The sequence below is a fragment of the Pseudoalteromonas sp. S2721 genome (genome assembly GCF_005887425.1).
GTDB classification, from domain to species: domain Bacteria; phylum Pseudomonadota; class Gammaproteobacteria; order Enterobacterales; family Alteromonadaceae; genus Pseudoalteromonas; species Pseudoalteromonas simplex.
Map to the genome: position 1 here is coordinate 41376 of NZ_PNCZ01000075.1, position 24525 is coordinate 65900.

A 24525-nucleotide genomic window follows, 5' to 3' on the forward strand; every position below is an offset into this window, starting at 1 on the left:
TAAAAAACATCATTGCCAATTGTAGTACTTAATCGTGTTTTCATAAGCACAATTAAGTACTGTAATTGGTACTTTGATGGACTATTTTTTACCAATTCGGAGCATAGCTCTGAGTTGCTTTTACATTTAAAGGACATTTTTAAGTGCAAGCAATTATTAAAGAATTTCAACTAGGTCAACACACTGTGACCCTAGAAACAGGTGCTATCGCTCGTCAAGCTGACGGCGCAGTACTAGCAAGCATTGGCGATACTTCAGTATTAGTTACTGTTGTTGGTAAGCGTGATGCACAACCAGGCCAAGACTTCTTCCCACTAACAGTTAACTACCAAGAGCGTATGTACGCTGCGGGTCGTATCCCTGGTGGTTTCCTTAAGCGTGAAGGTCGTCCTAACGATGGCGAAACACTTATCGCTCGTCTAATCGACCGTCCAATCCGTCCACTTTTCCCAGACGGCTTCGTAAACGAAGTACAAGTAATCGCGACAGTTGTTTCTGTTAACCCAGAAATCCAACCTGACATGGTTGCTATGATCGGTACTTCAGCAGCACTTGCTATCTCTGGTATCCCATTCAATGGTCCTATCGGTGCATCACGTGTTGGTTTCATCAACGGTGAATACGTACTTAACCCAACACTCGCTGAGCTTGAAGAAAGCCAATTAGACCTAGTTGTTGCTGGTACTGATAACGCAGTACTTATGGTTGAATCAGAAGCTGAAACACTATCTGAAGACGTAATGTTAGGTGCGGTTGTTTATGGTCATGAGCAATCTCAAGCTATCATCAACGCAATCAACGAGTTCAAAGCTGAAGCGGGTAAACCAGCTTGGGATTGGACTGCACCAGAGAAAAACGTAACACTTGCTGAGAAAATCTCTGCAATTGCTGCTGATAAAGTAGGTGAAGCATACCGCATCACTGACAAAGTAGCGCGTAAAGAAGCACTAGGTGCAGCGAAAGAAGAAGTGGTTGCTACATTAACAGCTGAACTTGCTGAAGGCGAAGAGCTAGATACGCAAGAAGTTGGTAAACTATTCGGTTCTTTAGAAAAAGAAATCGTTCGTGGCCGTATCATCGCTGGTGAGAAACGTATCGATGGTCGTGAACCAGATATGGTTCGTGCACTAGACGTAATGACGGGTGTTTTACCACGTACTCACGGTTCTGCAATCTTCACGCGTGGTGAGACGCAAGCACTTGTAACTGCAACGCTTGGTACTGAGCGTGATTCACAGTTAATCGACGACTTAACAGGTACTAACAAGCATCACTTCATGCTTCACTACAACTTCCCTCCGTTCTGCGTAGGTGAAACAGGTTTTGTAGGCTCTCCTAAGCGTCGTGAAATTGGTCACGGTAACCTAGCTAAGCGTGGTATCGCTGCGGTACTACCTACACTTACTGACTTCCCATACTCAATCCGTGTTGTTTCAGAAATCACTGAATCAAACGGTTCATCGTCTATGGCATCAGTATGTGGTACATCACTAGCACTTATGAATGCAGGTGTACCAATAAAAGCATCTGTTGCTGGTATCGCGATGGGTCTAGTTAAAGAAGGCGACGATTTCGTTGTTCTTTCAGATATCTTAGGTGATGAAGATCACTTAGGTGACATGGACTTTAAAGTAGCAGGTACTTCAAACGGTATCACTGCACTACAAATGGATATCAAGATCGAAGGTATCACTAAAGAAATCATGCAAATCGCCCTTAAACAAGCGAAAGCAGCACGTCTACACATCTTAGGTGTTATGGACGAAGCGATTGCAGCACCTTCTGAAGAGTTATCTCAATTCGCACCACGCATCTACACTATGCAAATCCCTGCGAAGAAAATTGCTGAAGTTATCGGTAAGGGTGGCGCAACTATCCGTCAACTTACTGAAGAAACGGGCACAACGATTGAAATCGAAGATGACGGTACAATCAAGATCGCTGCCACTGACGGCATTAGCGCAAACGATGCAATCAAGCGTATCGAGCAATTAACTGCTGAACTAGAAGTAGGTACTATCTACACTGGTAAAGTTGTACGTATCGTTGATTTTGGTGCGTTCGTTAATATCCTTCCGGGTAAAGACGGTCTAGTGCACATTTCACAAATCAGCACAGAGCGTGTTAACAACGTAACTGACCACTTAAGTGAAGGCCAAGAAGTTAAAGTTAAAGTTCTTGAAGTAGATCGCCAAGGTCGTGTACGTCTAAGCATCAAAGAAGCTATGGAACCAGCTGCTGAAGAAAAAGCAGAAGAGTCTAAAGACGCTTAATGATGATTGAATAACCAGTTATTTGCTGGATATAAGAAAAAGGGGCTGTTTAGCCCCTTTTTTTATGCTTTAATGAAACCTATCCGCTTCGCCTTTGTCTACAGAGAATTCAGGTATTAAGGAATTTAATGATTTTTAAACACTTAGCATTGACCGCTGTGGCTATTTTTTCTTTAAGTGCATGTCAAACAACTTCACAACCTGAGTCAGTCCCTATTGTTAATGTGCCTTTTACCGCACCATTAGCGCCTGATTTTCGTAACGAAATTACGATTGCTCGCTATTCTGAATTACTAAACCGTGCTGATTTAAGTGCCGAGCAACAAGCCAAACTTTATTACGATCGCGGTGTATTATTTGACAGCTTAGGTATGTCGACCTTAGCGCGTATTGACTTTAACCGTGCGGTTAAGCTCAAACCAGACCTAGCAGAAGTGTATAACTTCTTAGGCATTCATCACACACTAATGCAGCAGTATGAACAAGCTTATGAGTTTTTTGATTCGGCACTTGAGCTTAACGAGCAACATGAGTATGCCTATTTAAATCGTGGTATTGCCCTTTACTATGGTGACCGTCCATCACTTGCACAAGATGATTTACAGCAGTTTTTAAATCGTTCGCCAAGCGACCCTTACCGTGTGCTATGGCTTTATTTAGCTCAATCAGAAGCTGATAAAGCGCAGGCCTTAGTTGATTTAAAAGCTAACTCGCAGGGTGTTGATGAGTCGCAATGGGGTTACCAACTATTGGCACTTTATTTAGGTGACATTAGTGAGTTTGAGTTTTTATCTGGCATTATTGAAGGTGTGACTTCAGAGCAAGAGTATGCGCACCGCTTATGCGAAGCTTATTTCTACCTAGCGAAGATGCATCAAGCGGCGGGTGATAACTACCTTGCTGCCGATTACTTTAGACTTGCACTTGCCACCAATGTGCATGAGTTTGTTGAATACAAATATGCCCGTTTAGAGCTTGAGTTAATGGCTGGTGAAAACGCAAGCTAAGGTTTTTTTTACTGTTATTCTATTGCTGAGCTTGGGTTTTGTTTCAAGCTCAGTGTCTCGTTTTATTCCCGCTTACGCTTTTTACGCAAATACCACTCCTTCACAAGCAACGGCTATCTATCACTTGGCGCCCAGCGCCATTAATTTGCAGCATTTAGTGCTGCGCAACTCACAGCTTCGCCAGTTAGCAAAGCTAAATGATAGTAATGCGGCGTATCAGCTTGCGCTCAGATTTTTGCAGCAACTAGATTACAACGCAGCAAAATTATGGTGGCAGCCTTACTTTGCTACATTCACTTCAGCGCAGCAACAAACCTTAGCGGAGCAGCTAGTTAGAGCAAACCAGTGGCTCGATATAAGTTACCTAGGTAAAGCTGGCAAGTTACCTGACGGAGATGCCAAGCAAGCTTGGCTGTTGCAGCAACAAATGCCGCCAGCTCAAATTGACCCAGCTTATGCACAGCAACAGCAATTAGCCTTATCAACATCAAGTGTACAGGCAAGCAGTCAGTGCCAATTTAATGTTTTAATGATGACAGATCATTACAAAGGCATTGATACTTTAAAGCAGTATAAGCAGCAATACAGTAAAGCGCCTGAGCCTGCAAAAGGCAGCTTTTGTTTTACTGAGGTTGTTTATGTTGCCGATAAGTTTAGCTGTGATGGCAACGATGGGGCGCTTGAATGTAACTGGCAAAATGCGGCTGAGTATTCATGGCCTGAAGGTTTTGACTTTATTGTGATGATGTCAAAGCAAGGGGCTGCTAATGTGCTTGGCGGGATTATGCATATTAATTCATCGCAATCCTACGCGGTATTTCTACATGAGCTAATGCATTTTAATGGTTTTGAAGATGAATATGTTTTAGCAGAGCAAAAACAACAGTGGCTGTGTAATCAACAGGGGCTAGTTGCGCCAAATCTATTTATTGCAAATGAGGTTTCTCCGCCAAAAGGGTGGCAAAAAAGTATCGCTTGTGGCAACAAAAAAGCCTATAAACCAAGCCCTAATTGGTCAATAATGCAATACCAAACTATGAGCCTGTCTGAGCAATACCGAGAGCTTTGGCAAAAACAAATTAACCAGCCCTTAACAAAGCCGATTCGGTTTTCTGAATATTTTGCCTTTTTAGGCTTAAAGCCAGTGTTTACAACAGCTTCCAAAGAGCATAAATTTTCTGACTAATCGTCTATTTATTGCTATTTTAGTATGCAAAGTGGTTAAATGTTGTGCGAATAGGTGTGTCTCCTATAGACAAAATAGCACCTGATCAGTATAACTATACGCATTGTAAGCTTTTTTTAAGCCAACTTTTAACCATCCAAATGAACAGTACGCAACTAATTAAAACTAGAGCGGTATTGATATTCTTATGACACTAAAAGGCTCCTAATTATGACTTTGCTCTGGATACCCCTGTTATCCTTAATCGGCAGTGTTATTTCATCCTGCACTTCAAAACTAACACGTAACCAAAGCACTGCTTTGACCATGTTAGCGCCTTTGATTGCCCTTGGAATTGTATTTTCGTATACCCCTGCAGTCTTTTCTGGCGAAACAATTCGCTACACTGCTGAGTGGATCCCTCTTTTAAACATGCAAGTCTCGTTTCGACTTGATGGTTTAACTTTACTCTTTCTATATATGATCTTGGGTATCGGTACCCTGGTGATTTTTTATGCGCGTTATTACTTGAGTAGTAGCGACTCAATGCCAAAGCTATACTGCTATTTAATGCTATTTATGACCGCAATGGTCGGCATCGTGATGTCGAATAATGTGATCCAGCTGTGGTTTTTCTGGGAGCTCACCAGTATTAGCTCGTTCTTATTGATTAGCTATTGGTGGCATAAGTCAGAAGCTCGCAAAGGCGCACGCATGGCACTTGCTATTACCGGTGCCGGTGGTCTTGCGTTACTAGCAGGTTTATTACTGATTGGTGATATTGTTGGTAGCTATAATCTTGATGTTATCTTAGCAAGCAAAGCACTTATTCAATCTCATGCACTTTATGAAGCTGCGCTGGTATTAGTGCTTTTGGGTGCATTTACTAAATCTGCACAATTTCCATTTCATTTTTGGTTACCCCATGCGATGGCGGCACCGACACCAGTCAGTGCCTACTTGCACTCTGCAACCATGGTTAAAGCAGGTATCTTTTTATTAGCGCGTTTTTATCCAGCGCTATCAGGCACAGATACTTGGTTTATCTTAGTGGCAATGACGGGTCTGGCGACTTTATTGGTTGGCGCTTACATCGCGTTATTTAAGCATGATTTAAAAGGCTTGCTGGCTTATTCAACAATCAGCCATCTCGGTTTAATTACATTACTCTTAGGTTTAGACACTGAGCTTGCTACAGTGGCTGCTATCTTCCACATCATTAACCACGCAACCTTTAAAGCGTCGTTATTTATGGCAACGGGTATCATTGACCATGAAACTGGCACCCGTGATATGCGTAAACTTAATGGTATGTGGCGATTTATGCCGTATACCGCCACACTTGCTATGGTAGCAGCGGCAGCCATGGCGGGCGTGCCACTGTTAAATGGTTTCTTGTCGAAAGAAATGTTCTTTGCCGAAACACTACACCAGCAAGTGCTTGGCTCTATGTCGTGGTTAATACCAGTGTTAGCGACGATTGCTGGTGCACTCTCTGTCGCGTATTCAGCACGCTTTATTCATGACGTGTTTTTCAATGGCGACCCAATCGATTTGCCAAAACAGCCTCATGAGCCACCGCGCTATATGCGTGTACCAATCGAAATTTTGGTTGTGCTATGTTTACTCGTTGGTATGTTCCCACACTTTGCAGTAAGCGATATTTTAGCTGCGGCGTCTTATGCTGTGCTTGGTGATGCAGCCCCTGATTATAAGCTATCAGTATGGCATGGCTTTAACTTACCACTGTTAATGAGCTTTATTGCTACAAGCGTGGGCGTGATGATTTATGTGCAGCGTAAGCACCTGTTCCACTTCCAAGCTTCATTGCCAACTTTGAATGCTAAGAAAGGCTTTGAGCGTGGCTTATATAGCTTAATTAAGTGGTCACAAGAAAAGATTAAACGAATCGAAAATGGCTCGTTACAGCGCTATGCCTTTGTAATGATTGCGGTGGTGCTTATGTGTGCGGGCTGGCCTTTATTTGAAATGCGCCAGTTAGCAGGAGCAAGTGAGTTAACGCCAATCGATTTCCATAATGCTATTGGTGCTGGCTTACTAATAATTGGTGCGCTGGCAACGGTTATTTGGCACCGCTCACGAATGATATCTTTGATTATGATTTCAATCGTAGGCCTGATGGTGTCTGTTGCATTTACTCGATTCTCTGCGCCAGATTTAGCGCTGACTCAGTTAACCGTTGAAGTTGTCACCGTAATGCTACTGATGCTTGCACTGTTCTTTTTACCGCAGCGTACTCCGAAAGAATCAAGCTCACTGCGTATTCTGCGTGATTTAGGTATTTCATCGGCAATTGGTGTGGTCGTGGCTAGTATTTGTTATGCACTGCTGACAAGACCACTTGAGTCAATTTCTGACTTCTTTGTTGCTAATGCAAAAACTGGCGGTGGTGGTACAAACGTTGTAAACGTTATCCTCGTTGACTTCAGGGGTTTTGATACCCTAGGTGAGATTACCGTATTGGGTATTGCTGCGTTAGGTATTTATAAGCTTCTTATTAACTTGCCGCTGTTTATGCCAGCAAGTGATAGTGAAGGGCGCCCATGGGCAAGAGAGCGTTACCCAATTCTACTGTCGAGCATTTCACAAAGTTTGTTACCACTAGCATTACTTGTGTCTGCGTATATTTTCTTACGTGGTCATAACCTACCAGGTGGTGGCTTTATTGCAGGACTGGTTACCGCGATTGCATTTATTTTGCAATATATGGCTAATGGTTCGCACTGGATTGCAGACAGATTTGACGTAAATTATCGTAAGATTATTGCGTCAGGTATTGCTATTGCATTGTTTACAGGTATTGGAAGTTGGTTCTTTGAACGTCCATTCCTAACAACCTGGTTTGATTATTTTGATATTCCGCTAGTCGGCAAGACAGAACTTGCTAGTGCTATCGTATTTGATTTAGGTGTGTATTTAACTGTTGTAGGTGCAACGCTGATGATTTTAGCAAGTTTAGGTAAATTAACTGCTGATACACCCAAGCAAGAGGTAAATATTTAATGGAAGTATTGTACGCATCATGCGTCGGCGTGCTGGTTGCATGCGGAATTTACTTAATATTGCGGGCTCGTACCTTCCCGGTGGTACTCGGCCTGACTATGTTGTCGTATGCAGTTAACCTGTTTTTATTCTCTTCAGGTCGCTTAACTATTAACAAAGCCGCTGTACTTGGTACAGGTAGTGAGTATGCCGATCCACTCCCTCAAGCGCTGGTTTTAACCGCCATTGTAATTGGCTTTGCGATGACCGCTTTTGTGGTTATTTTAGCGATTCGTGGTCGTGCTGACTTGGGTAATGACCATGTTGATGGCCATCTTGTTAAGTCATCGAAGGAGCAAAAATGATTCAGCATTTAGCTTCTTTACCGATTTTAATTCCGATGTTGGCAGGGGTTATTTTACTCATGCCGCCATGTGGTAAAAACTTACATATCCGCCGTGTTTCGTCGGTTTTATTGTCGATTGTCACACTCTTGGTAAGTGCTTATTTATTATTCCACGTTAATAGTACCGCCCCGCTTGTTTACGCAATTGGTGATTGGTCTGCACCATTTGGTATTGTGCTGGTTGCCGATAGGCTAGCAACGCTACTAGTGCTACTTACCAGTTTCCTTGGTGCGGTCGTAGTGCTTTACAGCTGTGCTGGCGATGATAAAAAAGGGAGCTTTTTCCATCCGTTAGTGCACTTTTTAGTGTTAGGTGTAAATGGCGCCTTTTTAACGGGCGATGTATTTAACCTGTTCGTATTTTTTGAAGTGCTGTTGATTGCTTCGTATTCATTATTGATGCATGCCGGCAATAAACATAGTACCCGAGCTGCACTGCAGTACGTCATTTTAAACCTGATTGGTTCAAGCGTATTCTTAATTGCGCTGGGTGTACTTTATGGTGTGCTAGGCACATTGAACATTGCTGATTTAGCGCAAAAAGTACCACAGCTGACGGGTGATGATGTTTACCTTGCTAAAATTGGTGGCTTGCTGTTAATTGTGGTATTTGCGTTAAAAGGCGCGTTATTACCGTTACATTTATGGCTACCGAATACCTACGCCAGTGCAATGCCATTAGTTGCTGCATTATTCGCGATTATGACCAAGGTCGGTGTGTATGCCATGTTGCGCGTGTATACCGTAATATTTGGTGATAATGCTGGTGAGCTTGCTCATATGGCACAGCCTTGGTTATGGGGCTTAGCACTAGCGACCATTGTAATGGGTGGTATTGGTGTATTAGCGAGTCAAGATTTTAGAAAGCTTATTGCGAATCTGGTGGTTGTATCTGTCGGTACTTTAGTGGCACTGGTTGCGATTCAAAATGTTGCTGCAACCGCGGCATTACTATACTACTTAGTGCATTCAACCATTATTTGCGCAGCACTATTCTTAATTGCTGATTTAATTGCTCAACAGCGCGGTAAAGTTGCTGACCGGTTAGTCGCAGGGCGCGCCGTTGCACAGCCATATTTACTTGGTACTTGTTTTGTCGTGGCTGCGCTTGCTGTTGTTGGTATGCCACCGTTATCTGGCTTTGTAGGCAAGGTATGGATTTTAAAGAGCACGCTAGATAGCGAAAAAGCCATGTTGTTTTGGCCAATCTATCTAGTGTCTAGTTTAGCGTTATTAGTGGCGGTTTCACGAGCTGGTACTAGCTTATTTTGGGATCACACCCATAAAGACAGTGAAGCAATTGAAGGCACTAAAGCACATCCTGTTAAAGTGATATCTGTAGTTGCATTACTTGCGTGTTCACCTTTAATGGTTGTGTTTGCAGGACCGATTTCAGACTATATGTTAGCAACATCAGAGCAGTTGTTTGATATCAACACTAGCATCAACGCTGTATTACAAGGAGGCCAATAATGCGTTTAGAAGCTCGCTTTCGTTGGTTGCCAACACCATTTCGCAGTGTTTTATTATTCATTGTATGGCTGTTGTTAAATAACAGTGTGTCGCCAGGACACCTGTTTTTAGCTGCATTTTTTGCCATTACTATTCCGTGGATCACATTCCCATTTCGTGATCCTCAGCCGCTTATTGTTAGGCCAGGTCTTGCGTTTAGGCACTTATTGTTAGTGCTGTACGATATTGTGACTGCTAACTTACAAGTAGCCCTGTTGATCCTTGGGCCAACGAAAAAGTTACGCCCAGGTTTTATCAAAGTACCGTTGGATTTAAGCCATGAAATGCCAATCACTATTTTGGCCAGCACAGTATCTTTAACACCAGGTACAGTGAGCGCAGAGGTTTATCCTATTCCTGAATCACTCGAAGAGGGCGAAGAAATTCAGCAGCGCTACTTATTGATTCATGTACTCGATTTAGCTGATGAACAAGCGTTAATTAATACTATTAAGCAGCGCTACGAAGCACCGCTTAAGGAGATTTTTCGATGCTAGATACCGTTTTTCTAATTGTTTTTGCAATGATAGCCATATCTTTATTGTTAAACCTATGGCGCTTAATTGTTGGGCCGTCAGTACCTGATCGTATATTGGCTTTAGATACTATGTTCATAAATACCATTGCTTTAATTATTCTGTATGGCATGAGCATGGGCACCGATTTATATTTTGAAGCCGCATTATTAATCGCCATGCTTGGCTTTGTGAGCACTGTAGCGGTATGTAAATACCTGCTGCGCGGCGATATTATTGAATAAGGTAGCAAATGATGAGTGAATGGATTGTATCAATCTTATTATTAATTGGTGGTTGCTTTATTCTTATAGGTTCAATCGGACTTGTGAAAATGCCTGACTTTTTTATGCGTTTGCACGGTCCAACTAAAGCGACAACGCTTGGCATGGCATCACTGCTAATTGCTGCCATGGTGTATTTTAGCTACACCCACGATGGCATCAGTGTGAAAGAAATTTTGATTTCAATTTTCTTACTGATCACCGCACCTATTAGCGGCTATATGCTGATCAAATCAGCCATCCACCATAAGCTTCGTGCTAAAGATGGCACCAAGGGCCTCGATAACATCGAAGAAGATTAATACTAGCTCGCAACAATAGTTAAGCGAGTTGGTGTGATATCTGAGTAACCAGAACAATGTGATCTACGACAGTGGCTTTTATTGCGCTCGTAGATCGCATAAAATGCCCCGTCATTTAGTACAGTAGGTAAATAGAGCATTATGCGAGTAGCACTTGGAGTAGAGTACAACGGCGCGCGTTACAGTGGTTGGCAACGTCAATCACACGTCAATAGCGTACAACAAGAAGTAGAAACGGCGTTGTCGCGTATTTGTAATCATCCAGTCGAAATTGTTTGTGCAGGCCGCACCGATGCGGGTGTACATGGCACTGGGCAGGTGATCCATTTTGATACTCACGCTGAGCGTGAAATGGTCGCGTTTACGATGGGTATGAATACCTTACTGCCAAAAGATATTGCTATTCGCTTTGCCAAGCCTGTAAGCGAAGACTTTCACGCTCGTTTTAGTGCCACAGCGCGTCGTTATCGCTATGTGATTTATAATTACACCTATCGCGGCGCTATCATGAGTGAAGGGGTGACCCATTTTCATCACCCATTAGACGAAACTAAAATGCAAGAAGCCTGTCAGTATTTAATAGGTGAGCATGACTTTACTTCGTTTAGAGCACTACACTGCCAAGCAAATACAGCAAATCGTACTATTCACCATTTATCAGTAAAACGCCAAGGTGATTATGTGATCATTGATATCAAAGCCAATGCGTTTTTACATCACATGGTACGAAACATTACCGGGTGTTTGATGGACATAGGTTTACATAAGCATGAACCTGTGTGGTTAAAAGAATTACTTGATTTAAAAGAGCGCGCTAAGGCAAGTGCAACAGCAAAAGCCGCTGGCCTTTACTTAGTTGACGTGGATTACCCTGAACATTTTGGCATTCCTAAAACACCATTAGGGCCTTTGTTTTTACCTGATTCAGACGGTTAGACTTTAGTGGACTACTACTAAGACCAGTTTTTTATATCGTCTGCGGGTAATTCATGTTTTAATTGAAAAAATCTGTCTGTTTATTTGTTATCAGAAACACAAGCGAGTGTTTCCAATTAAACAGACTGCGACACAGAACAGCATTAAGAGAGTTGCAAATGAGTTGGTTAGAAAAAATCTTACCTAAAACGACTAAATCATCAGGTCGTAAAGAAATCCCAGAAGGGGTTTGGGCTAAGTGTACAGACTGTGATTCAATTTTATATAAAGCAGAATTAGAAAAAGCACTCAACGTGTGTCCTAAGTGTGATCACCACATGCGTTTAAGTGGCCGTAAACGTCTTGAAAACTTTTTAGATGATGCTGATCGCCAAGAAATTGGTGCAGAGCACGAACCAAAAGACGTATTAAAGTTTAAAGATTCTAAAAAATATTCTGACCGTATTACCCAAGCACAAAAAGCAAGCGGCGAAAAAGACGCACTTGTAGCAATGAAAGGCCGCCTAAAAGGTATTCCTGTTGCTGCTGTTGCTTTTGAGTTCTCGTTTATGGGTGGTTCAATGGCGTCAGTAGTAGGTGCTCGTTTTGTTGAAGCTGTAGATCAATGCTTAGAGCACAACATGCCACTTATTTGTTTCTCTGCATCAGGCGGCGCACGTATGCAAGAAGCACTTATGTCGTTAATGCAAATGGCTAAAACAAGTGCTGCACTTGCAAAAATGAGCGAAAAAGGCTTACCGTTTATTTCAGTATTAACTGATCCAACAATGGGTGGTGTATCTGCATCACTGGCAATGCTTGGTGATGTAAACGTTGCTGAACCTAAAGCGCTTATCGGTTTTGCGGGTCCTCGCGTAATTGAGCAAACAGTACGTGAAACGCTTCCTGAAGGTTTCCAACGCAGTGAATTCTTGCTAGAGCATGGTGCAATCGACATGATTGTAGACCGTCGTGAAATGCGTGACACCCTTGCACGTATCTTAGCGAAATTTATGAACTTGCCTTCTACTGAACAAGAGCATAGAGTAGCGTAAATTTCAGCTTAACTGATTAAACGCTATGACAGAAATCCTTCCTAGCCAATCATCAAGCCTTGATGATTGGCTTTGTTATTTAGAAAGTGTCCATCCTGCTAATATCGAAATGGGTTTAGAGCGCGTAGAACGCGTGGCAAACCAAGTCGGCTTACTCGATACATCAAGCAAAATAATCCTCATTGCAGGCACCAACGGTAAAGGGACTACAGCCCGTTGCCTAGAAAGTTTATTACTTGCACAGGGTTACAGTGTGGGTACTTATGCTTCGCCGCATCTTATTCGTTATAACGAGCGCGTACGTATTAATGGCCAAGAGCTTGACGATCAATTCCACGTTGATGCTTTCGATATGCTTGAAAAAGGCCGTGGTGACACGCAGCTTACTTATTTTGAGTACGGTACTTTAGGCGCACTGGCTATTTTCAAACGTCACGCCGTTGATTATGTGCTGCTAGAAGTGGGGCTGGGTGGCCGTTTTGATGCGACTAATATAGTGAACCCACATGCTTGTGTGATCACCACCATAGATTTAGACCATAAAGAATACCTAGGCGATACTCGAGAACTTGTTGGTTACGATAAAGCCGGTATTTTCCGTACCAATACACCGGCTATTGTTGGCGATTTAGCGATTCCGCATACAGTGACTGATTATGGTAATGAAATTAACGCTGATATGGTGTTATCAGGCCGTGACTTCATATTCACAGAAGGCAGTGAAGGCTTTAACTGGCGGTACCAAGGTAACGATTGGCGCTTAGCTAAGCCTGCTATCCCATGTCAAAATGCAGCAACCGCGTTGACCTTACTTGCAAAGCTTGAGCTACTACCAAGCGAGCAACAAGTGCGTGATTGCTTAGCGAATCTGACTGTAGAAGGGCGCTTTCAGCAGTTAAGTGAGCAGCCGCTTATTTTTACCGATGTTGCGCATAACCCTGAGTCAGCTCGATATTTGGCACGCAAATTAAGCGTGTATAAAGATCAAGGGTTTAAAATTCATGCATTAGTCGCTATGCTTGCAGATAAAGATAAGGTGGCTGCTATGTCAGCCGTGGCAAATGTTGTTGACCAGTGGTCGTTAGCAAGCTTAGATTGTTTCCGTGGCGACAAAGTTGAGAATCTTGCTAAAGCACTAGCCGAAACCACATCAACAGCGCCTAGTACGCACTATGAGAGTGTTGAAACTGCGCTAGATACGTTATTACCAAATGTTGATGAAAACACGTTAGTGATTGTGTTCGGCTCGTTTATAACTGTGGCTGCAGCCATCAATTACTTTAAAAAATAGAGAGGAAATCGGTGAACGCAGGGTTTATTAATCGCTTAGTAGGCACCACGATTGTGGTTGTGGCGGCTATTGTCTTCATTCCAAACATTTTGGATGGTGAGAAGGTTCATTATAAAGAAGGCTTTAAAGCCATTCCTGAACGCCCTGAGTTCACTACGATAGACTTGCAAGAGGTGATTGATAATAAAGTCGCCTCTGCCGAGCAACCTTCGCAAATTCCGGTTGAAGATACGCAAGCAAACGACGCTGATCTTGTCGCAAATGAAACCCAGCAAATTGATACTGCGCCGCAAATGGTTGAAGCTTCTATCGATGAGCCGGTAATTAACAAAGCTGAGCCAAAAGTTGCAGTGCAAGAGCCTGCCAAGCCAGTCGCTAAAACCCCTGAGCCAACCCGTAAGCCAGAAGAAAACCTCACACAAATGGCTTATGTTATTCAACTGGGTAGTTTTTCTCACGCACCTAATGTGAAATCACTGCAAGAAAAATTAAAAGCGAATGGTTTCAAAACCTTTACGCGTCCAATCAAAACCCCGAACGGCACACTGACAAAAGTCTTTGTAGGTCCTTCACTTAGCAAGAAAGAGTTAGAAAGTAAGCTTACTGAGTTAAAGCAGTTAACCAAGTTAAACGGCAAAGTTACTCAGTTTGAAATTACAAAATGATCTGGCATTTTGAGTATACCTCTTATAGAATGCGCCCCAAATTAACGACTAGTTGGTTCTTATGATCTGGGTTGATTACGCCATACTTGGCATTATTGCACTATCCACTATCATCGGCTTAATACGTGGCTTTGTAAAAGAAGCAATGTCATTAGCTGTATGGGCTGGCGCATTTATCATCTCTAGTTTGTTTTACCAATATTTAGCATCCTTCCTAACAAGTATTTCAGAACCCCTTTTAAGAAATGCAGCCGCAATAGCCATATTATTCTTTGCGACACTCCTGTTGGGTGGGTTACTAAACTATATTTTAGGTGAACTTGTACAACGTACTGGTTTATCTGGCACAGACCGTGTTTTCGGCATAGTGTTTGGTGCTCTTCGTGGCGTGTTGGTCGTAAGCGCGTTACTCTTCTTTCTTGATGCTTTTACCGGTGCACCTAATACGCATTGGTGGGGCAACTCTATTTTGATTCCAGAATTTGGCTTTGTTGTTGAGTGGTTCTTCTCGTACCTCGAAAACAACTCGAGCTTTTTAAATTCTGTAAACCGTTAATCGGCGAGGATAAATTTAATGTGTGGTATCGTTGGCATAGTCGGAACTTCTCCTGTTAATCAGGCGTTATATGACGGCTTAACTGTTTTGCAACACCGCGGTCAAGATGCAGCTGGCATCATTACCATTGAAAACAACACGTTTAGCTTACGTAAAGCCAATGGCCTTGTAAAAGATGTTTTTCATACCCGTCATATGAAACGTCTGCAAGGTACAATTGGTATTGGCCATGTTCGCTACCCGACAGCTGGTTCTTCTAGCTCGTCTGAAGCGCAACCTTTCTATGTTAACTCGCCATTTGGTATCGCACTTGCGCACAATGGTAACTTAACGAACGCAGAAGCATTAAAGCAGCAATTATTTTCAGAAGCTCGCCGTCATGTTAATACAACATCTGACTCTGAAATTTTACTTAACATCGTGGCACATGAGTTAAGCAAATCTAATAAGCTAAAACTTGATGCTGAAGATATCTTCACTGCGATTACTGAAGTGAATAATAAAGTAACCGGTGGTTATGCAACGATTGCAATGATCATCGGTCACGGTATTGTTGCGTTTCGTGATCCGAACGGTATTCGCCCATTAGTATTTGGTAAGCGTGAAACTGCAAATGGTACTGAGTACATGTTTGCATCAGAAAGCGTTGCTTTAAAAACAGATGGCTTTGAGTTTGTTCGTGACGTTGCACCAGGTGAAGCAATTTACGTAACTGAAGATGGTCAACTTTTCTCACAAGCGTGTGCTGAAAAAGCAACTTACTCGCCGTGTATCTTTGAGTTTGTTTACTTTGCACGCCCAGATTCAACAATTGACCGTATGTCTGTTTATGCAACACGTGTAAACATGGGTACTAAGTTAGGTGAGAAAATCGCACGTGAATGGGCTGACAAAGACATCGACGTGGTTATTCCAATTCCAGAAACATCATGTGACGTAGCACTTGAGATTGCATCAGCCCTTAACCTGCCATACCGCCAAGGTTTTGTTAAAAACCGCTACATTGGCCGTACGTTTATCATGCCAGGCCAAGAAATGCGTAAGAAGTCAGTTCGTCAAAAACTGAATGCCATTGACCGTGAGTTCAAAGGTAAAAACGTATTACTTGTTGATGACTCAATTGTTCGTGGTACAACGTCAGCGCAAATCGTTGAAATGGCCCGAGAGTCAGGTGCCAAGAACGTTTACTTCGCATCAGCAGCGCCAGAGATTCGTTTCCCGAACGTTTACGGTATTGACATGCCATCGGCAGCTGAGCTAATTGCTCATGGCCGTGAAGTTGAAGATATCAACGCCAGTATTGGTGCAGATGGTCTTATCTATCAATCGCTAGATGATTTAATCTCAGCAGTAAGCCAAGAAAACCCAGAAATCACCCGTTTTGAAACATCAGTATTTGATGGTCAATACATCACAGGTGATATCGACCAAGATTACCTAAACCACATTGACCGTTTACGTAATGATTCAGCGAAATCAACTCGTGAAAATGCGATGTCAGCAAGTTTAGAGTTACATAACCAAGAAGAAAACAGCGCTGATTAATCAGCCTTGATTTGACTGGTATAAAAAAGGAGCTTTACAGCTCCTTTTTTGTTTATGGAAAGAAAGGAAAATAACAATGAACTTAAGTAAACATAGGGTGGACAATTCCGTTAGTCCATAAAATAGCTGTGGCAGCCAAAATAATTACCAGTAAGATCAGCCCACAGGTGACTACTGAACTGGCATAGATAAAACCTCGCTCTTCAGGAATATGCATTAAAATTGGCACTCCTGTATAGAGCAAGTAAACTGAGTAGGCCAGTGCTACAAGACCTACACACACCACAAACCATAGCTCAGGTAAGAATGCCGCAAATGAAGACATAAATACTGGCGTGGCTGTATACGCAGCAAGTTCTAGGGTTTGTGTAAAGGTGGGTTTTGCACCAAAGGTCACTGCCATCCAATGAGCTAAGTATGCAAGTGCAAACACGCCCGCAATTAGTGCAAAGTACATCGCAACCGCGATAAGTAATGCACTATCATGGGTTAGATATACTGCTTCACCTGCGCCAATACTCCAGCCCAAATAAACTGATGAATAGTAGCCCATGAGTGAAGGGATACAAGCAATTAATAAAATGTGCGATAAGCTATAGCGCAAGCTTTCGTGACGGTTATCAATTGTCTGCCATTCTTCGAGTGGGTGAGCGTATAAGCCCCATAAGTGGTTTAGAATCATAATTATTGCCCCTGTAAAAAAGGAATATGAGCTGCTTTATTTTTGTACAGCTTTGATTAAGTTATGGTTCAGTAATTAAATCTTGTCAAGAAGCTGAAATAATCGATATAGCCGATTAAATGTAACTCTTTAGTGCATATAGAAAATTACTTTGCACTGATGTGGGTCATGGAATGCGGGCTAATTTATGTGATAAAATCGAATTAAGATTTTTGATGAGAAGTTATTCAGTGCCTTATTCTGATTTATTAGCGCCCATTCATTCTTTTTTAAAGTGCGAAACGCCTGATGAGTGGATTGCTGCGGCAACCAAAAAAGAAAACTTAGATGTGGTTTTAATTGATCACCTAATTTGTGAATTAAAAGCAGCTCAGTCTGCGATGTTTTTAATTCGTAAGTATGCAGTTGATAAAGAAAGTAGTGATGCGTTGCTTGAGTGGTTAAAACCCTTTGAAACGCTTGTTTATAAGCGTGAAGGTGATTGGCGAGAGCTTGCAGATAAAAACAAGTTGACTAAATCAATGATCCCAAAATCTAACTCACCTTATGGGCAAGACCTTATCGATAAAATGGTGATGCTTATTAAAGAAGAGCTCCATCACTTTTATCAAGTGCTTGAGATCATGGATGAATACGGCATTGAATATAAAAGCATTACCCCATGTCGTTATGCCAAAGGAATGCTGCGCCATGTAAAAACTTACGAGCCTGATGCTTTGGTAGATAAATTAATTATCGGTGCTTACATCGAAGCCCGCTCATGCGAGCGTTTTGCTAAATTAGCCCCGCATGTTGATAAGCGCTTAGGTGACTTTTATATTTCACTACTGCGCTCTGAAGCGCGTCATTACCAAGACTATTTATCTCTTGCACAAGAAATCAGTGAGTTTGATATCACTGAGCGTGTTGAATTTTTTGGTCAGCTTGAAGCTGAGCTTATATCAACTCCTGACGAAGACTTTAAATTTCATAGTGGTGTGCCAGCTTAGGTAAGCTTTTTTGAGTACCTATGTATTACAAGTAAGCTCAGTTCCTTAAAATTTGAATTCTTATTACCGCAACTAGCGCAGGTTTCTGCTTAATAATTGAGTTAATTGACGAGTTTGCTCGTCAGTAAACTCATAGCTTTGAAGAATTTCTTCTAGTTCACCTGAAGCAACAATCGCTTTTAGACCTAAATGTAAGCTACGTTGAAATTGCTTTGCTTGGGGATGATGTTTGTCGCTGATCACGTGTAAATTTTGCGTAGCTAAAGTCGGGGTAATATATTCAACTTCTACTTGCTTTGCTTGTTGTAACCGCTCGCTGTTGCTGAGCCAATACAAAGCGACTTCTTTTGTGCCTGCAACTAAATCAACGCGGCCATGTTTTAGTAGTAATAAGCTATCAATTAAGCTATCAGTGGTTGTTACAGTAAGCTCTGGGTGTTGTTCAAACTCTGGGCTAACTGCATAGTCTTCTCCTTTACTAATCGTATAGGGTTTTAGTGAATATAGTGAGCCAGTAAAAGTTATCTCGCTGCCTGCGCGTTTAAAAAGTACTGTGTGAGCTGTCGCAAGAGGTTGTGAATAAATAAAGCTTCGCGTTCTTAACTCAGTATAATAAGCTCCGAGTACTGCCACACGTCTATGTCGTTTTGCCAGTTTTAATGCTCGAGCCCATTGAGTATATTCTATAGAGGCTTTTTGATTTTGTGTTTTCAGTGCTGCGATGATCACTTCATGAAGCCAGCCAGGCTTGTGTTGTTCACCAATAAAATAGGGTGGGAATGGTTCAGTGACCAATTGCCAAGTTTGGCAGTGGACTGAAAAGCTGAACAGTAAACAGCAACAGAAAAGGCTTAATCGGTTCATAAACAGAGAAGGTATTTAACATTACTGTTTACAGCATAGTTAAAAATACGCTTATTTAAAGGGCGTATGGACTAGTTTTTGTTTTTCAGGAGTAGCTCTTAAGTATGAACCTTGTTCATACCAGTCACCCAGTACAGTGCGGGTTAGCGTTTTACCATTTATATTATAGTGATGCACATTGGGGCGGTGGGTATGACCGTGGATCATATTAGCAACCTGATGCTTTTCAAACATGGCTAGTACTGCATCTTCAGTTACATCTAAAATCTCTAACGCTTTGCCAGCTTGGCTTTGTTTTGATTTTTCGCGGGCGTTGCGGGCAATTTTCTTACGATACCAAAGCGGCATAGCAAGCATTAATTTTGGCCACCACCAACCACGGCTTTTTTTACGAAACTTCTGATATTCAATATCTTGAGTGCACATTTCATCACCGTGCAAGATAACGGTTGGAGTACCGTATAAATCAATAACAACTTGCTCAGGCAATAACGTCATACTCGCGCTTTTTGCATAGTCTTCTCGCATAATGAAATCGCGATTACCATGGATAAAAAACACCTCAGTACCACTTTCACTGACTTGGCTTAAACGTGCGGCAACACTCTTTGAAAGGTCAGTTTGATAGTCATCACCGACCCATACTTCAAAAAAATCACCCAAAATATACAGCGCATCAACGTCATCATTAATAATCTTGTTATCAAGAAAATCAAAAAATGCCGCGGTGATGTCTGGGCGGTTTTCTGTTAAATGGAGGTCGGCAATAAAATAACTTTGTTTCATGGTTACTCGCAAAAAAGCGGGCAACAGGCCCGCTTAAAAAGACTAAACGATTAAATTAGCTAACCGTTACTTTTTCGATGATGACATCTTCAAGAGGTACGTCTTGGTGGAAACCAGCGCTGCCAGTAGCAACACCTTTGATTTTGTTTACCACGTCCATACCTTCAACAACTTCTGCGAACACGCAGTAGCCCCAGCCTTGTGATGTTTCACTGCTGAAGTTTAAGAAGTCATTGTCGTTAACGTTAATGAAGAACTGCGCAGTCGCTGAATGTGGATCCGGCGTACGTGCCATTGCTAATGTGCCCACTTTATTTGCAAGGCCGTTGTTTGCTTCATTTTCGATAGGGTTGTTTACTTCTTTTTGAACCATACCCGGCTCAAAACCACCGCCTTGTACCATAAAACCATCGATTACACGGTGGAAGATAGTACCGTTGTAAAAGCCAGCGCTGGCATACTCTAAGAAGTTTTTAACTGTGTTTGGTGCATCGCTTTCGTGCATCTTGATAGTGATGTCACCAAAGTTTGTGTGTAGTACAACCATGAGGTTTCCTATATCAGGTTTAATAATGGGGCTATTTTATAGTAGTTGTGTTTGATTAACAAAGAGCTTGTTTAAAACGATTAACAAACTGCTTATTCAATTGATAAAGCGCTAGAGCAGCGGCTTTGCAAGTGTTACCATAGAGAATCTCGAAACACCGTTAAGGATATTTTATAAATGGTACAAATTTACAACACACTTACGCGACAAAAAGAGCAGTTTAAACCCCTTGTTGATGGCAAAATCGACATGTACGTGTGTGGTATCACCATTTATGATTACTGTCACATCGGTCATGCTCGTACTTTCGTTGGTTTTGACGTGATTGTGCGTTACCTACGCCACATCGGTTACGATTTAAAATATGTTCGTAACATCACAGATGTTGATGACAAAATCATTAAGCGTGCTAACGAAAATGGTGAGTCAATTAATGACTTAACGACTCGTATGACTAAAGCCATGCATGAAGATTTCGACAGCTTAAATATGCTGCGTCCAGATGTTGAGCCTACAGTAACAAACCATATGGATGAAATCATCGCGATGGTTGAGCGTCTAATTGCCAAAGGCCATGCGTATGTTGCTGCAGATGGTGATGTATTGTTTGACGTATCAACTTTTGAGCAATACGGTGCTTTATCACAACAAGACCTAACCATGCTACAGGCTGGTTCACGTGTTGAAGTTGCACAAGATAAGCAAGATCCACTTGATTTCGTGCTTTGGAAAAAAGCCAAGCCAGAAGAGCCGTCATGGTCTTCACCATGGGGTGAGGGTCGTCCTGGTTGGCATATCGAATGTTCAGCAATGAGCTCTAAGCACTTAGGCGAACATTTTGATATTCACGGTGGTGGATCAGATTTACAGTTCCCGCACCATGAAAACGAAATTGCTCAGTCATGCTGTGCAAATAACGGCAAGTACGTGAATACGTGGATCCACACAGGGATGGTACAGGTTAATAAAGAGAAGATGTCTAAGTCATTAAACAACTTCTTTACCGTACGTGACGTATTAAAAGAGTACGATGCTGAATCAGTTCGTTATTTCTTAATATCAGGTCATTACCGTAGCCAGCTTAACTATTCGCAAGAAAACCTTGAGCAAGCACGTTCGTCACTTGAACGTATTTACACTGCACTGCGCGGGGTAACGCCAATCGAATGCGATTTAGCTAGCAATGAATATGTGGCTAAATTCAGAAAAGCGATGGATGATGACTTCAACACACCAGAAGCACTACCCGTGTTATTTGAACTAGCAAAAGAGCTAAACCGTGTTAAAGACAGTGATGCAGAGCAAGCTGGTAAGCTCGCTTATGTACTACGCAGTGTTGCAGAGGTATTAGGGGTAGCACAACAAGATCCAGAAGCCTTTTTACAAGGTGGCCAAGCTGATGATGAAGTAGCACACATCGAAGCGTTAATAGCAAAACGTAATGAAGCCCGCGCAAACAAAGATTGGGCGGCAGCTGATGAAGCCCGCGATGCATTGAATGCACTTGGTGTGGTACTCGAAGATTCTGCTGGTAAAACAACGTGGCGTAAAGCCTAAGTATCCATCGAAAGATAACTCATTAAAAAAGGTTGCCAACGAGGCAACCTTTTTTGTTTTTAACTCGATACAGCTATTGACCTCAACTTTACTTGAGGTTTTACCTTGTCATCTCTTCGTATTAACAAGGACAGACATTGAATATTTTATTTGCCATGATCCCCGCCTTTTTATGGGGCACCACCTATGCCGTGACCAAATATGCCACACCTGATTGGCCGCCACTTTTATTAGGCGCATTGCGTGCACTACCTGCAGGGTTGTTACTTTTATTACTTAAACCTAGTTTGCCAACCCGTTCGCAGTGGCCAAGTTTGTTAACGCTAGGTGCTGTGAATATCGCGTTGTTTTTTGCCTTTATTTTTATCATGGCAGTAAACCTTCCTGCTGCCATTGCAGGGGTAGGGATGGTGTCTGTGCCGGTTGTAGCTTTGTTATATGTTTGGCTTACTAAAGGGCAGCGACCTGCAAAAATTCAAGCATTCTGCGCTATGGCGCTGGTGGTATTGGCTTGGCTGTTGTTTGATCCAGCACACGTGGCATTAAATGTATTGGGAGTGGCCGCTTTATTTGGGGCCTTACTGACTATTGTGATTGGTAGCACCTTAGTACAGAGTTTGTCGGTGCATATTCATTGGTGGGTTGTGCTTACCTGGCAGTTAATCATTGGCGGCACTATTTTATTATTGGCTGCGTTTATTGATGGCAGTTTACTTCACCCAGAGCAATACCAAGTGGTATTTGAGCCTATCTCAGCGCTGCAATATTCGGCATTATTTTGGTTAATCGTGCCCAATACTGCCATCGCTTATATTCTGTATGTTTGGTTATTAGGACGCATGACTGTAGCTGAGTTTTCATTCGGAACGATAGCTAACCCAATTGCGGGAATCGTATGCGCTGTTTTACTCATAAACGAACAATATCAAGACTGGCAATACCTATTGATGTTTATGATGATTGTGTTTTCAGTGCTCCCCCAGATGTTAAAGCTCAGGCTGTTCAAACTACAAAAAACTTAAAATCAAAAAAGGCTGCCAATTGGCAGCCTTTTGCAATAATTTAGCTCTTCTCAGCTGTGGTACTTTTCACACGCTTCAAGGGTGTTTTCGATTAAGCTTGCCACAGTCATTGGACCAACACCACCTGGTACTGGTGTAATGAAATGTGCTTTTTGTTCAGCGATATCGTATTCAACATCACCAACAAGCTTGCCAGATTCAAGGCGGTTAATACCTACATCGATTACAATAGCACCTTCTTTAACCCAATCACCCGGAATAAACTCAGGTTTACCCACCGCTACAACTAACAAATCAGCGCGGCGAACATGCGTTTCTAAATCTTGAGTAAACTTATGACAAACCGTTGTTGTACAGCCTGCAAGTAAAAGCTCAAGTGACATAGGACGACCAACAATGTTTGATGCACCAACAACAACTGCGTGCATACCTTTGTAGCGAACACCGGTAGAGTCGAGTAGGGTGATAATCCCCTTCGGCGTACAAGGACGAAGTGCCGGCATACGCTGAGCTAAACGACCAATGTTATAAGGGTGGAAACCATCAACATCTTTATGTGGTGTGATGCGTTCAAGAATTTTTTCAGCATCAAGACCTTGTGGTAAAGGTAACTGTACTAAGATACCGTCTACTTCTTTGTCTTCGTTTAGTTGATCTATTAATGCAAGTAAGTCTTGCTCAGTTGTGTCGCCAGGTAAATCGTAAGACTTAGATACAAAGCCGACTTCTTCACATGCTTTACGTTTAGAACCAACATACACTTGGCTAGCTGGATCTTGACCAACTAACACAACTGCTAGTCCTGGAGCGCGTAATCCATTCGCTACACGCTCTGCAACTCGCTCTGCTACATTGCTGCGTACTTGTTTAGCTATTGCCTTACCATCGATGATGTTTGCCGTCATGGGTGACCTTTAATTGGGGGTTAGTTAACTTGATACTGATACATCTAAATATGATTATCCAATAAAGGGGGCGTGGATACACAAATCATGTTTGTTTGATCATATTTATTTATGTTGCGTATTTTCGCAGAAAAGCATCATAGCGCCAAGATGCAATCTTATATAAAGCGCTACTTTATAAAAAAGAGTTCAAATTTTAGCTTATATTTGCAATATTTAACCATTATGAACTAAAAGTGACCGATTGAATTATTTTCTTAAAAAAATGTTTGACCTGACTCGGTCAAATCACTATTATGCACCCCGTTGTTAACGAGGTCACTCGCAAACAACAGTAAGCATCGGCGATTAGCGCAGTTTGGTAGCGCACTTGGTTTGGGTCCAAGGGGTCGCAGGTTCAAATCCTGCATCGCCGACCACTTCTTCTTTAAGAAGCGGCGCTTACAGGCTAACTTATGAAGTTTTCGATGCGCCCGTAGCTCAGCTGGATAGAGCAACGCCCTTCTAAGGCGTTGGTCGAAGGTTCGAATCCTTCCGGGTGCGCCATTTGAAAATATGTAAATGCCGTGGTGATTGTAGCTCAGTTGGTAGAGCCCCGGATTGTGATTCCGGTTGTCGTGGGTTCGAGCCCCATCAGTCACCCCAATTTACTCTAAGATATCGGCGATTAGCGCAGTTT

The 24525-nt window shown here is 42.3% G+C and carries 23 protein-coding genes and 3 tRNA genes; 21 read left to right on the forward strand and 5 right to left on the reverse strand.

Annotation, left to right across the window (positions count from 1 at the left end):
* The first annotated feature begins 143 nt into the window (after positions 1-143).
* The 15 genes from pnp (at position 144) to purF (ending at position 16494) form a co-directional block, all read left to right on the forward strand.
* On the forward strand, positions 144-2273 hold the full coding sequence (gene pnp, locus CWC02_RS19725; RefSeq protein WP_054562096.1) for a polyribonucleotide nucleotidyltransferase: 2130 nt from the start codon (positions 144-146) through the stop codon (positions 2271-2273).
* Positions 2274-2401: 128 nt separating this feature from the next.
* Complete coding sequence (gene nlpI / locus CWC02_RS19730; RefSeq protein WP_138619864.1) at positions 2402-3280, forward strand: lipoprotein NlpI; 879 nt, start codon at positions 2402-2404, stop codon at positions 3278-3280.
* Positions 3264-4466, forward strand: a complete 1203-nt coding sequence (locus CWC02_RS19735; RefSeq protein WP_138619865.1) for a hypothetical protein — start codon at positions 3264-3266, stop codon at positions 4464-4466. The genes nlpI and CWC02_RS19735 overlap by 17 nt, the downstream gene beginning before the upstream one ends.
* A gap of 210 nt (positions 4467-4676) precedes the next feature.
* Positions 4677-7469: a monovalent cation/H+ antiporter subunit A gene (locus tag CWC02_RS19740; RefSeq protein ID WP_054553168.1), complete on the forward strand. Its 2793-nt coding sequence runs from the start codon at positions 4677-4679 to the stop codon at positions 7467-7469.
* Positions 7469-7813 (forward strand): Na+/H+ antiporter subunit C, encoded by a 345-nt coding sequence (locus CWC02_RS19745; protein ID WP_054553167.1) that lies wholly within the window; start codon positions 7469-7471, stop codon positions 7811-7813. Before CWC02_RS19740 ends, CWC02_RS19745 begins: the two co-directional genes overlap by 1 nt.
* The gene (locus CWC02_RS19750) at positions 7810-9327 is read left to right on the forward strand and encodes a monovalent cation/H+ antiporter subunit D (RefSeq protein WP_138619866.1); all 1518 of its coding nucleotides are present in this window, start codon (positions 7810-7812) and stop codon (positions 9325-9327) included. The genes CWC02_RS19745 and CWC02_RS19750 overlap by 4 nt, the downstream gene beginning before the upstream one ends.
* A complete protein-coding gene (locus CWC02_RS19755) occupies positions 9327-9863 on the forward strand; it encodes a Na+/H+ antiporter subunit E (protein WP_054553165.1) in 537 nt (178 codons plus the stop codon). Before CWC02_RS19750 ends, CWC02_RS19755 begins: the two co-directional genes overlap by 1 nt.
* Entirely contained in the window at positions 9857-10126 is a 270-nt protein-coding gene (locus tag CWC02_RS19760) for a K+/H+ antiporter subunit F (protein ID WP_054553164.1), read from the forward strand. Before CWC02_RS19755 ends, CWC02_RS19760 begins: the two co-directional genes overlap by 7 nt.
* An 8-nt stretch (positions 10127-10134) precedes the next feature.
* Positions 10135-10467, forward strand: coding sequence for a Na+/H+ antiporter subunit G (locus tag CWC02_RS19765; protein WP_054553163.1), 333 nt, complete (start codon positions 10135-10137; stop codon positions 10465-10467).
* 141 nt (positions 10468-10608) lie between these two features.
* On the forward strand, positions 10609-11403 hold the full coding sequence (truA, locus tag CWC02_RS19770; RefSeq protein ID WP_138619867.1) for a tRNA pseudouridine(38-40) synthase TruA: 795 nt from the start codon (positions 10609-10611) through the stop codon (positions 11401-11403).
* A gap of 158 nt (positions 11404-11561) precedes the next feature.
* Positions 11562-12437: an acetyl-CoA carboxylase, carboxyltransferase subunit beta gene (gene accD, locus CWC02_RS19775; RefSeq protein WP_054553161.1), complete on the forward strand. Its 876-nt coding sequence runs from the start codon at positions 11562-11564 to the stop codon at positions 12435-12437.
* 25 nt (positions 12438-12462) lie between these two features.
* Complete coding sequence (gene folC, locus CWC02_RS19780; RefSeq protein WP_138619868.1) at positions 12463-13728, forward strand: bifunctional tetrahydrofolate synthase/dihydrofolate synthase; 1266 nt, start codon at positions 12463-12465, stop codon at positions 13726-13728.
* A gap of 11 nt (positions 13729-13739) precedes the next feature.
* Positions 13740-14393, forward strand: a complete 654-nt coding sequence (locus CWC02_RS19785; protein WP_138619869.1) for an SPOR domain-containing protein — start codon at positions 13740-13742, stop codon at positions 14391-14393.
* Positions 14394-14454: 61 nt separating this feature from the next.
* Positions 14455-14949, forward strand: a complete 495-nt coding sequence (locus tag CWC02_RS19790; protein ID WP_036969851.1) for a CvpA family protein — start codon at positions 14455-14457, stop codon at positions 14947-14949.
* Positions 14950-14967: 18 nt separating this feature from the next.
* Entirely contained in the window at positions 14968-16494 is a 1527-nt protein-coding gene (gene purF, locus CWC02_RS19795) for an amidophosphoribosyltransferase (RefSeq protein WP_054553158.1), read from the forward strand.
* Between the two features lie 82 nt (positions 16495-16576).
* Here purF and CWC02_RS19800 read toward each other — a convergent pair whose 3' ends face one another.
* Positions 16577-17176 (reverse strand): Yip1 family protein, encoded by a 600-nt coding sequence (locus tag CWC02_RS19800; RefSeq protein WP_054553157.1) that lies wholly within the window; start codon positions 17174-17176, stop codon positions 16577-16579.
* Between the two features lie 230 nt (positions 17177-17406).
* Here CWC02_RS19800 and miaE point away from each other — a divergent pair, with 230 nt between their 5' ends.
* On the forward strand, positions 17407-18165 hold the full coding sequence (gene miaE / locus CWC02_RS19805; protein ID WP_054553320.1) for a tRNA isopentenyl-2-thiomethyl-A-37 hydroxylase MiaE: 759 nt from the start codon (positions 17407-17409) through the stop codon (positions 18163-18165).
* A gap of 72 nt (positions 18166-18237) precedes the next feature.
* On the opposite strand, the gene CWC02_RS19810 is transcribed toward miaE, so the two are convergent.
* The 3 genes from CWC02_RS19810 to CWC02_RS19820 form a co-directional block, all read right to left on the reverse strand.
* Positions 18238-18960 (reverse strand): transporter substrate-binding domain-containing protein, encoded by a 723-nt coding sequence (locus CWC02_RS19810; RefSeq protein ID WP_171043878.1) that lies wholly within the window; start codon positions 18958-18960, stop codon positions 18238-18240.
* Positions 18961-19080: 120 nt separating this feature from the next.
* A complete protein-coding gene (locus CWC02_RS19815; protein WP_054553155.1) occupies positions 19081-19815 on the reverse strand; it encodes a UDP-2,3-diacylglucosamine diphosphatase in 735 nt (244 codons plus the stop codon).
* Positions 19816-19870: 55 nt separating this feature from the next.
* On the reverse strand, positions 19871-20362 hold the full coding sequence (locus tag CWC02_RS19820; protein ID WP_054553154.1) for a peptidylprolyl isomerase: 492 nt from the start codon (positions 20360-20362) through the stop codon (positions 19871-19873).
* Between the two features lie 177 nt (positions 20363-20539).
* Here CWC02_RS19820 and cysS point away from each other — a divergent pair, with 177 nt between their 5' ends.
* Entirely contained in the window at positions 20540-21919 is a 1380-nt protein-coding gene (cysS, locus tag CWC02_RS19825) for a cysteine--tRNA ligase (RefSeq protein ID WP_054553153.1), read from the forward strand.
* Positions 21920-22056: 137 nt separating this feature from the next.
* Positions 22057-22941: a DMT family transporter gene (locus CWC02_RS19830; protein ID WP_138619871.1), complete on the forward strand. Its 885-nt coding sequence runs from the start codon at positions 22057-22059 to the stop codon at positions 22939-22941.
* A 50-nt stretch (positions 22942-22991) separates the two neighbouring features.
* Here the strand turns inward: CWC02_RS19830 and folD are convergent, their stop codons facing one another.
* Entirely contained in the window at positions 22992-23846 is an 855-nt protein-coding gene (gene folD, locus CWC02_RS19835) for a bifunctional methylenetetrahydrofolate dehydrogenase/methenyltetrahydrofolate cyclohydrolase FolD (protein WP_054553151.1), read from the reverse strand.
* 342 nt (positions 23847-24188) lie between these two features.
* Here folD and CWC02_RS19840 point away from each other — a divergent pair.
* The 3 genes from CWC02_RS19840 to CWC02_RS19850 all read left to right on the forward strand — a co-directional run bounded on the left by CWC02_RS19840 (position 24189) and on the right by CWC02_RS19850 (position 24491).
* A tRNA-Pro gene (locus CWC02_RS19840) sits at positions 24189-24265 on the forward strand.
* A gap of 50 nt (positions 24266-24315) precedes the next feature.
* Positions 24316-24392: transfer RNA gene (locus tag CWC02_RS19845), tRNA-Arg, on the forward strand.
* A 23-nt stretch (positions 24393-24415) separates the two neighbouring features.
* A tRNA-His gene (locus CWC02_RS19850) sits at positions 24416-24491 on the forward strand.
* The last annotated feature ends 34 nt before the right edge of the window (positions 24492-24525 follow it).

Bases quoted from the DNA above. Each gene is read 5' to 3' on its own strand.
- folC (WP_138619868.1), top strand. From the start codon at position 12,463: ATGACAGAAATCCTTCCTAGCCAATCATCAAGCCTTGATGATTGGCTT.
- CWC02_RS19800 (WP_054553157.1), bottom strand. From the start codon at position 17,176: ATGATTCTAAACCACTTATGGGGCTTATACGCTCACCCACTCGAAGAA.
- nlpI (WP_138619864.1), top strand. From the start codon at position 2,402: ATGATTTTTAAACACTTAGCATTGACCGCTGTGGCTATTTTTTCTTTA.
- CWC02_RS19745 (WP_054553167.1), top strand. From the start codon at position 7,469: ATGGAAGTATTGTACGCATCATGCGTCGGCGTGCTGGTTGCATGCGGA.
- folD (WP_054553151.1), bottom strand. From the start codon at position 23,846: ATGACGGCAAACATCATCGATGGTAAGGCAATAGCTAAACAAGTACGC.
- CWC02_RS19740 (WP_054553168.1), top strand. From the start codon at position 4,677: ATGACTTTGCTCTGGATACCCCTGTTATCCTTAATCGGCAGTGTTATT.
- cysS (WP_054553153.1), top strand. From the start codon at position 20,540: ATGGTACAAATTTACAACACACTTACGCGACAAAAAGAGCAGTTTAAA.
- CWC02_RS19815 (WP_054553155.1), bottom strand. From the start codon at position 19,815: ATGAAACAAAGTTATTTTATTGCCGACCTCCATTTAACAGAAAACCGC.
- CWC02_RS19750 (WP_138619866.1), top strand. From the start codon at position 7,810: ATGATTCAGCATTTAGCTTCTTTACCGATTTTAATTCCGATGTTGGCA.
- CWC02_RS19760 (WP_054553164.1), top strand. From the start codon at position 9,857: ATGCTAGATACCGTTTTTCTAATTGTTTTTGCAATGATAGCCATATCT.
- CWC02_RS19820 (WP_054553154.1), bottom strand. From the start codon at position 20,362: ATGGTTGTACTACACACAAACTTTGGTGACATCACTATCAAGATGCAC.
- accD (WP_054553161.1), top strand. From the start codon at position 11,562: ATGAGTTGGTTAGAAAAAATCTTACCTAAAACGACTAAATCATCAGGT.
- CWC02_RS19755 (WP_054553165.1), top strand. From the start codon at position 9,327: ATGCGTTTAGAAGCTCGCTTTCGTTGGTTGCCAACACCATTTCGCAGT.
- CWC02_RS19765 (WP_054553163.1), top strand. From the start codon at position 10,135: ATGATGAGTGAATGGATTGTATCAATCTTATTATTAATTGGTGGTTGC.
- truA (WP_138619867.1), top strand. From the start codon at position 10,609: ATGCGAGTAGCACTTGGAGTAGAGTACAACGGCGCGCGTTACAGTGGT.
- purF (WP_054553158.1), top strand. From the start codon at position 14,968: ATGTGTGGTATCGTTGGCATAGTCGGAACTTCTCCTGTTAATCAGGCG.
- CWC02_RS19790 (WP_036969851.1), top strand. From the start codon at position 14,455: ATGATCTGGGTTGATTACGCCATACTTGGCATTATTGCACTATCCACT.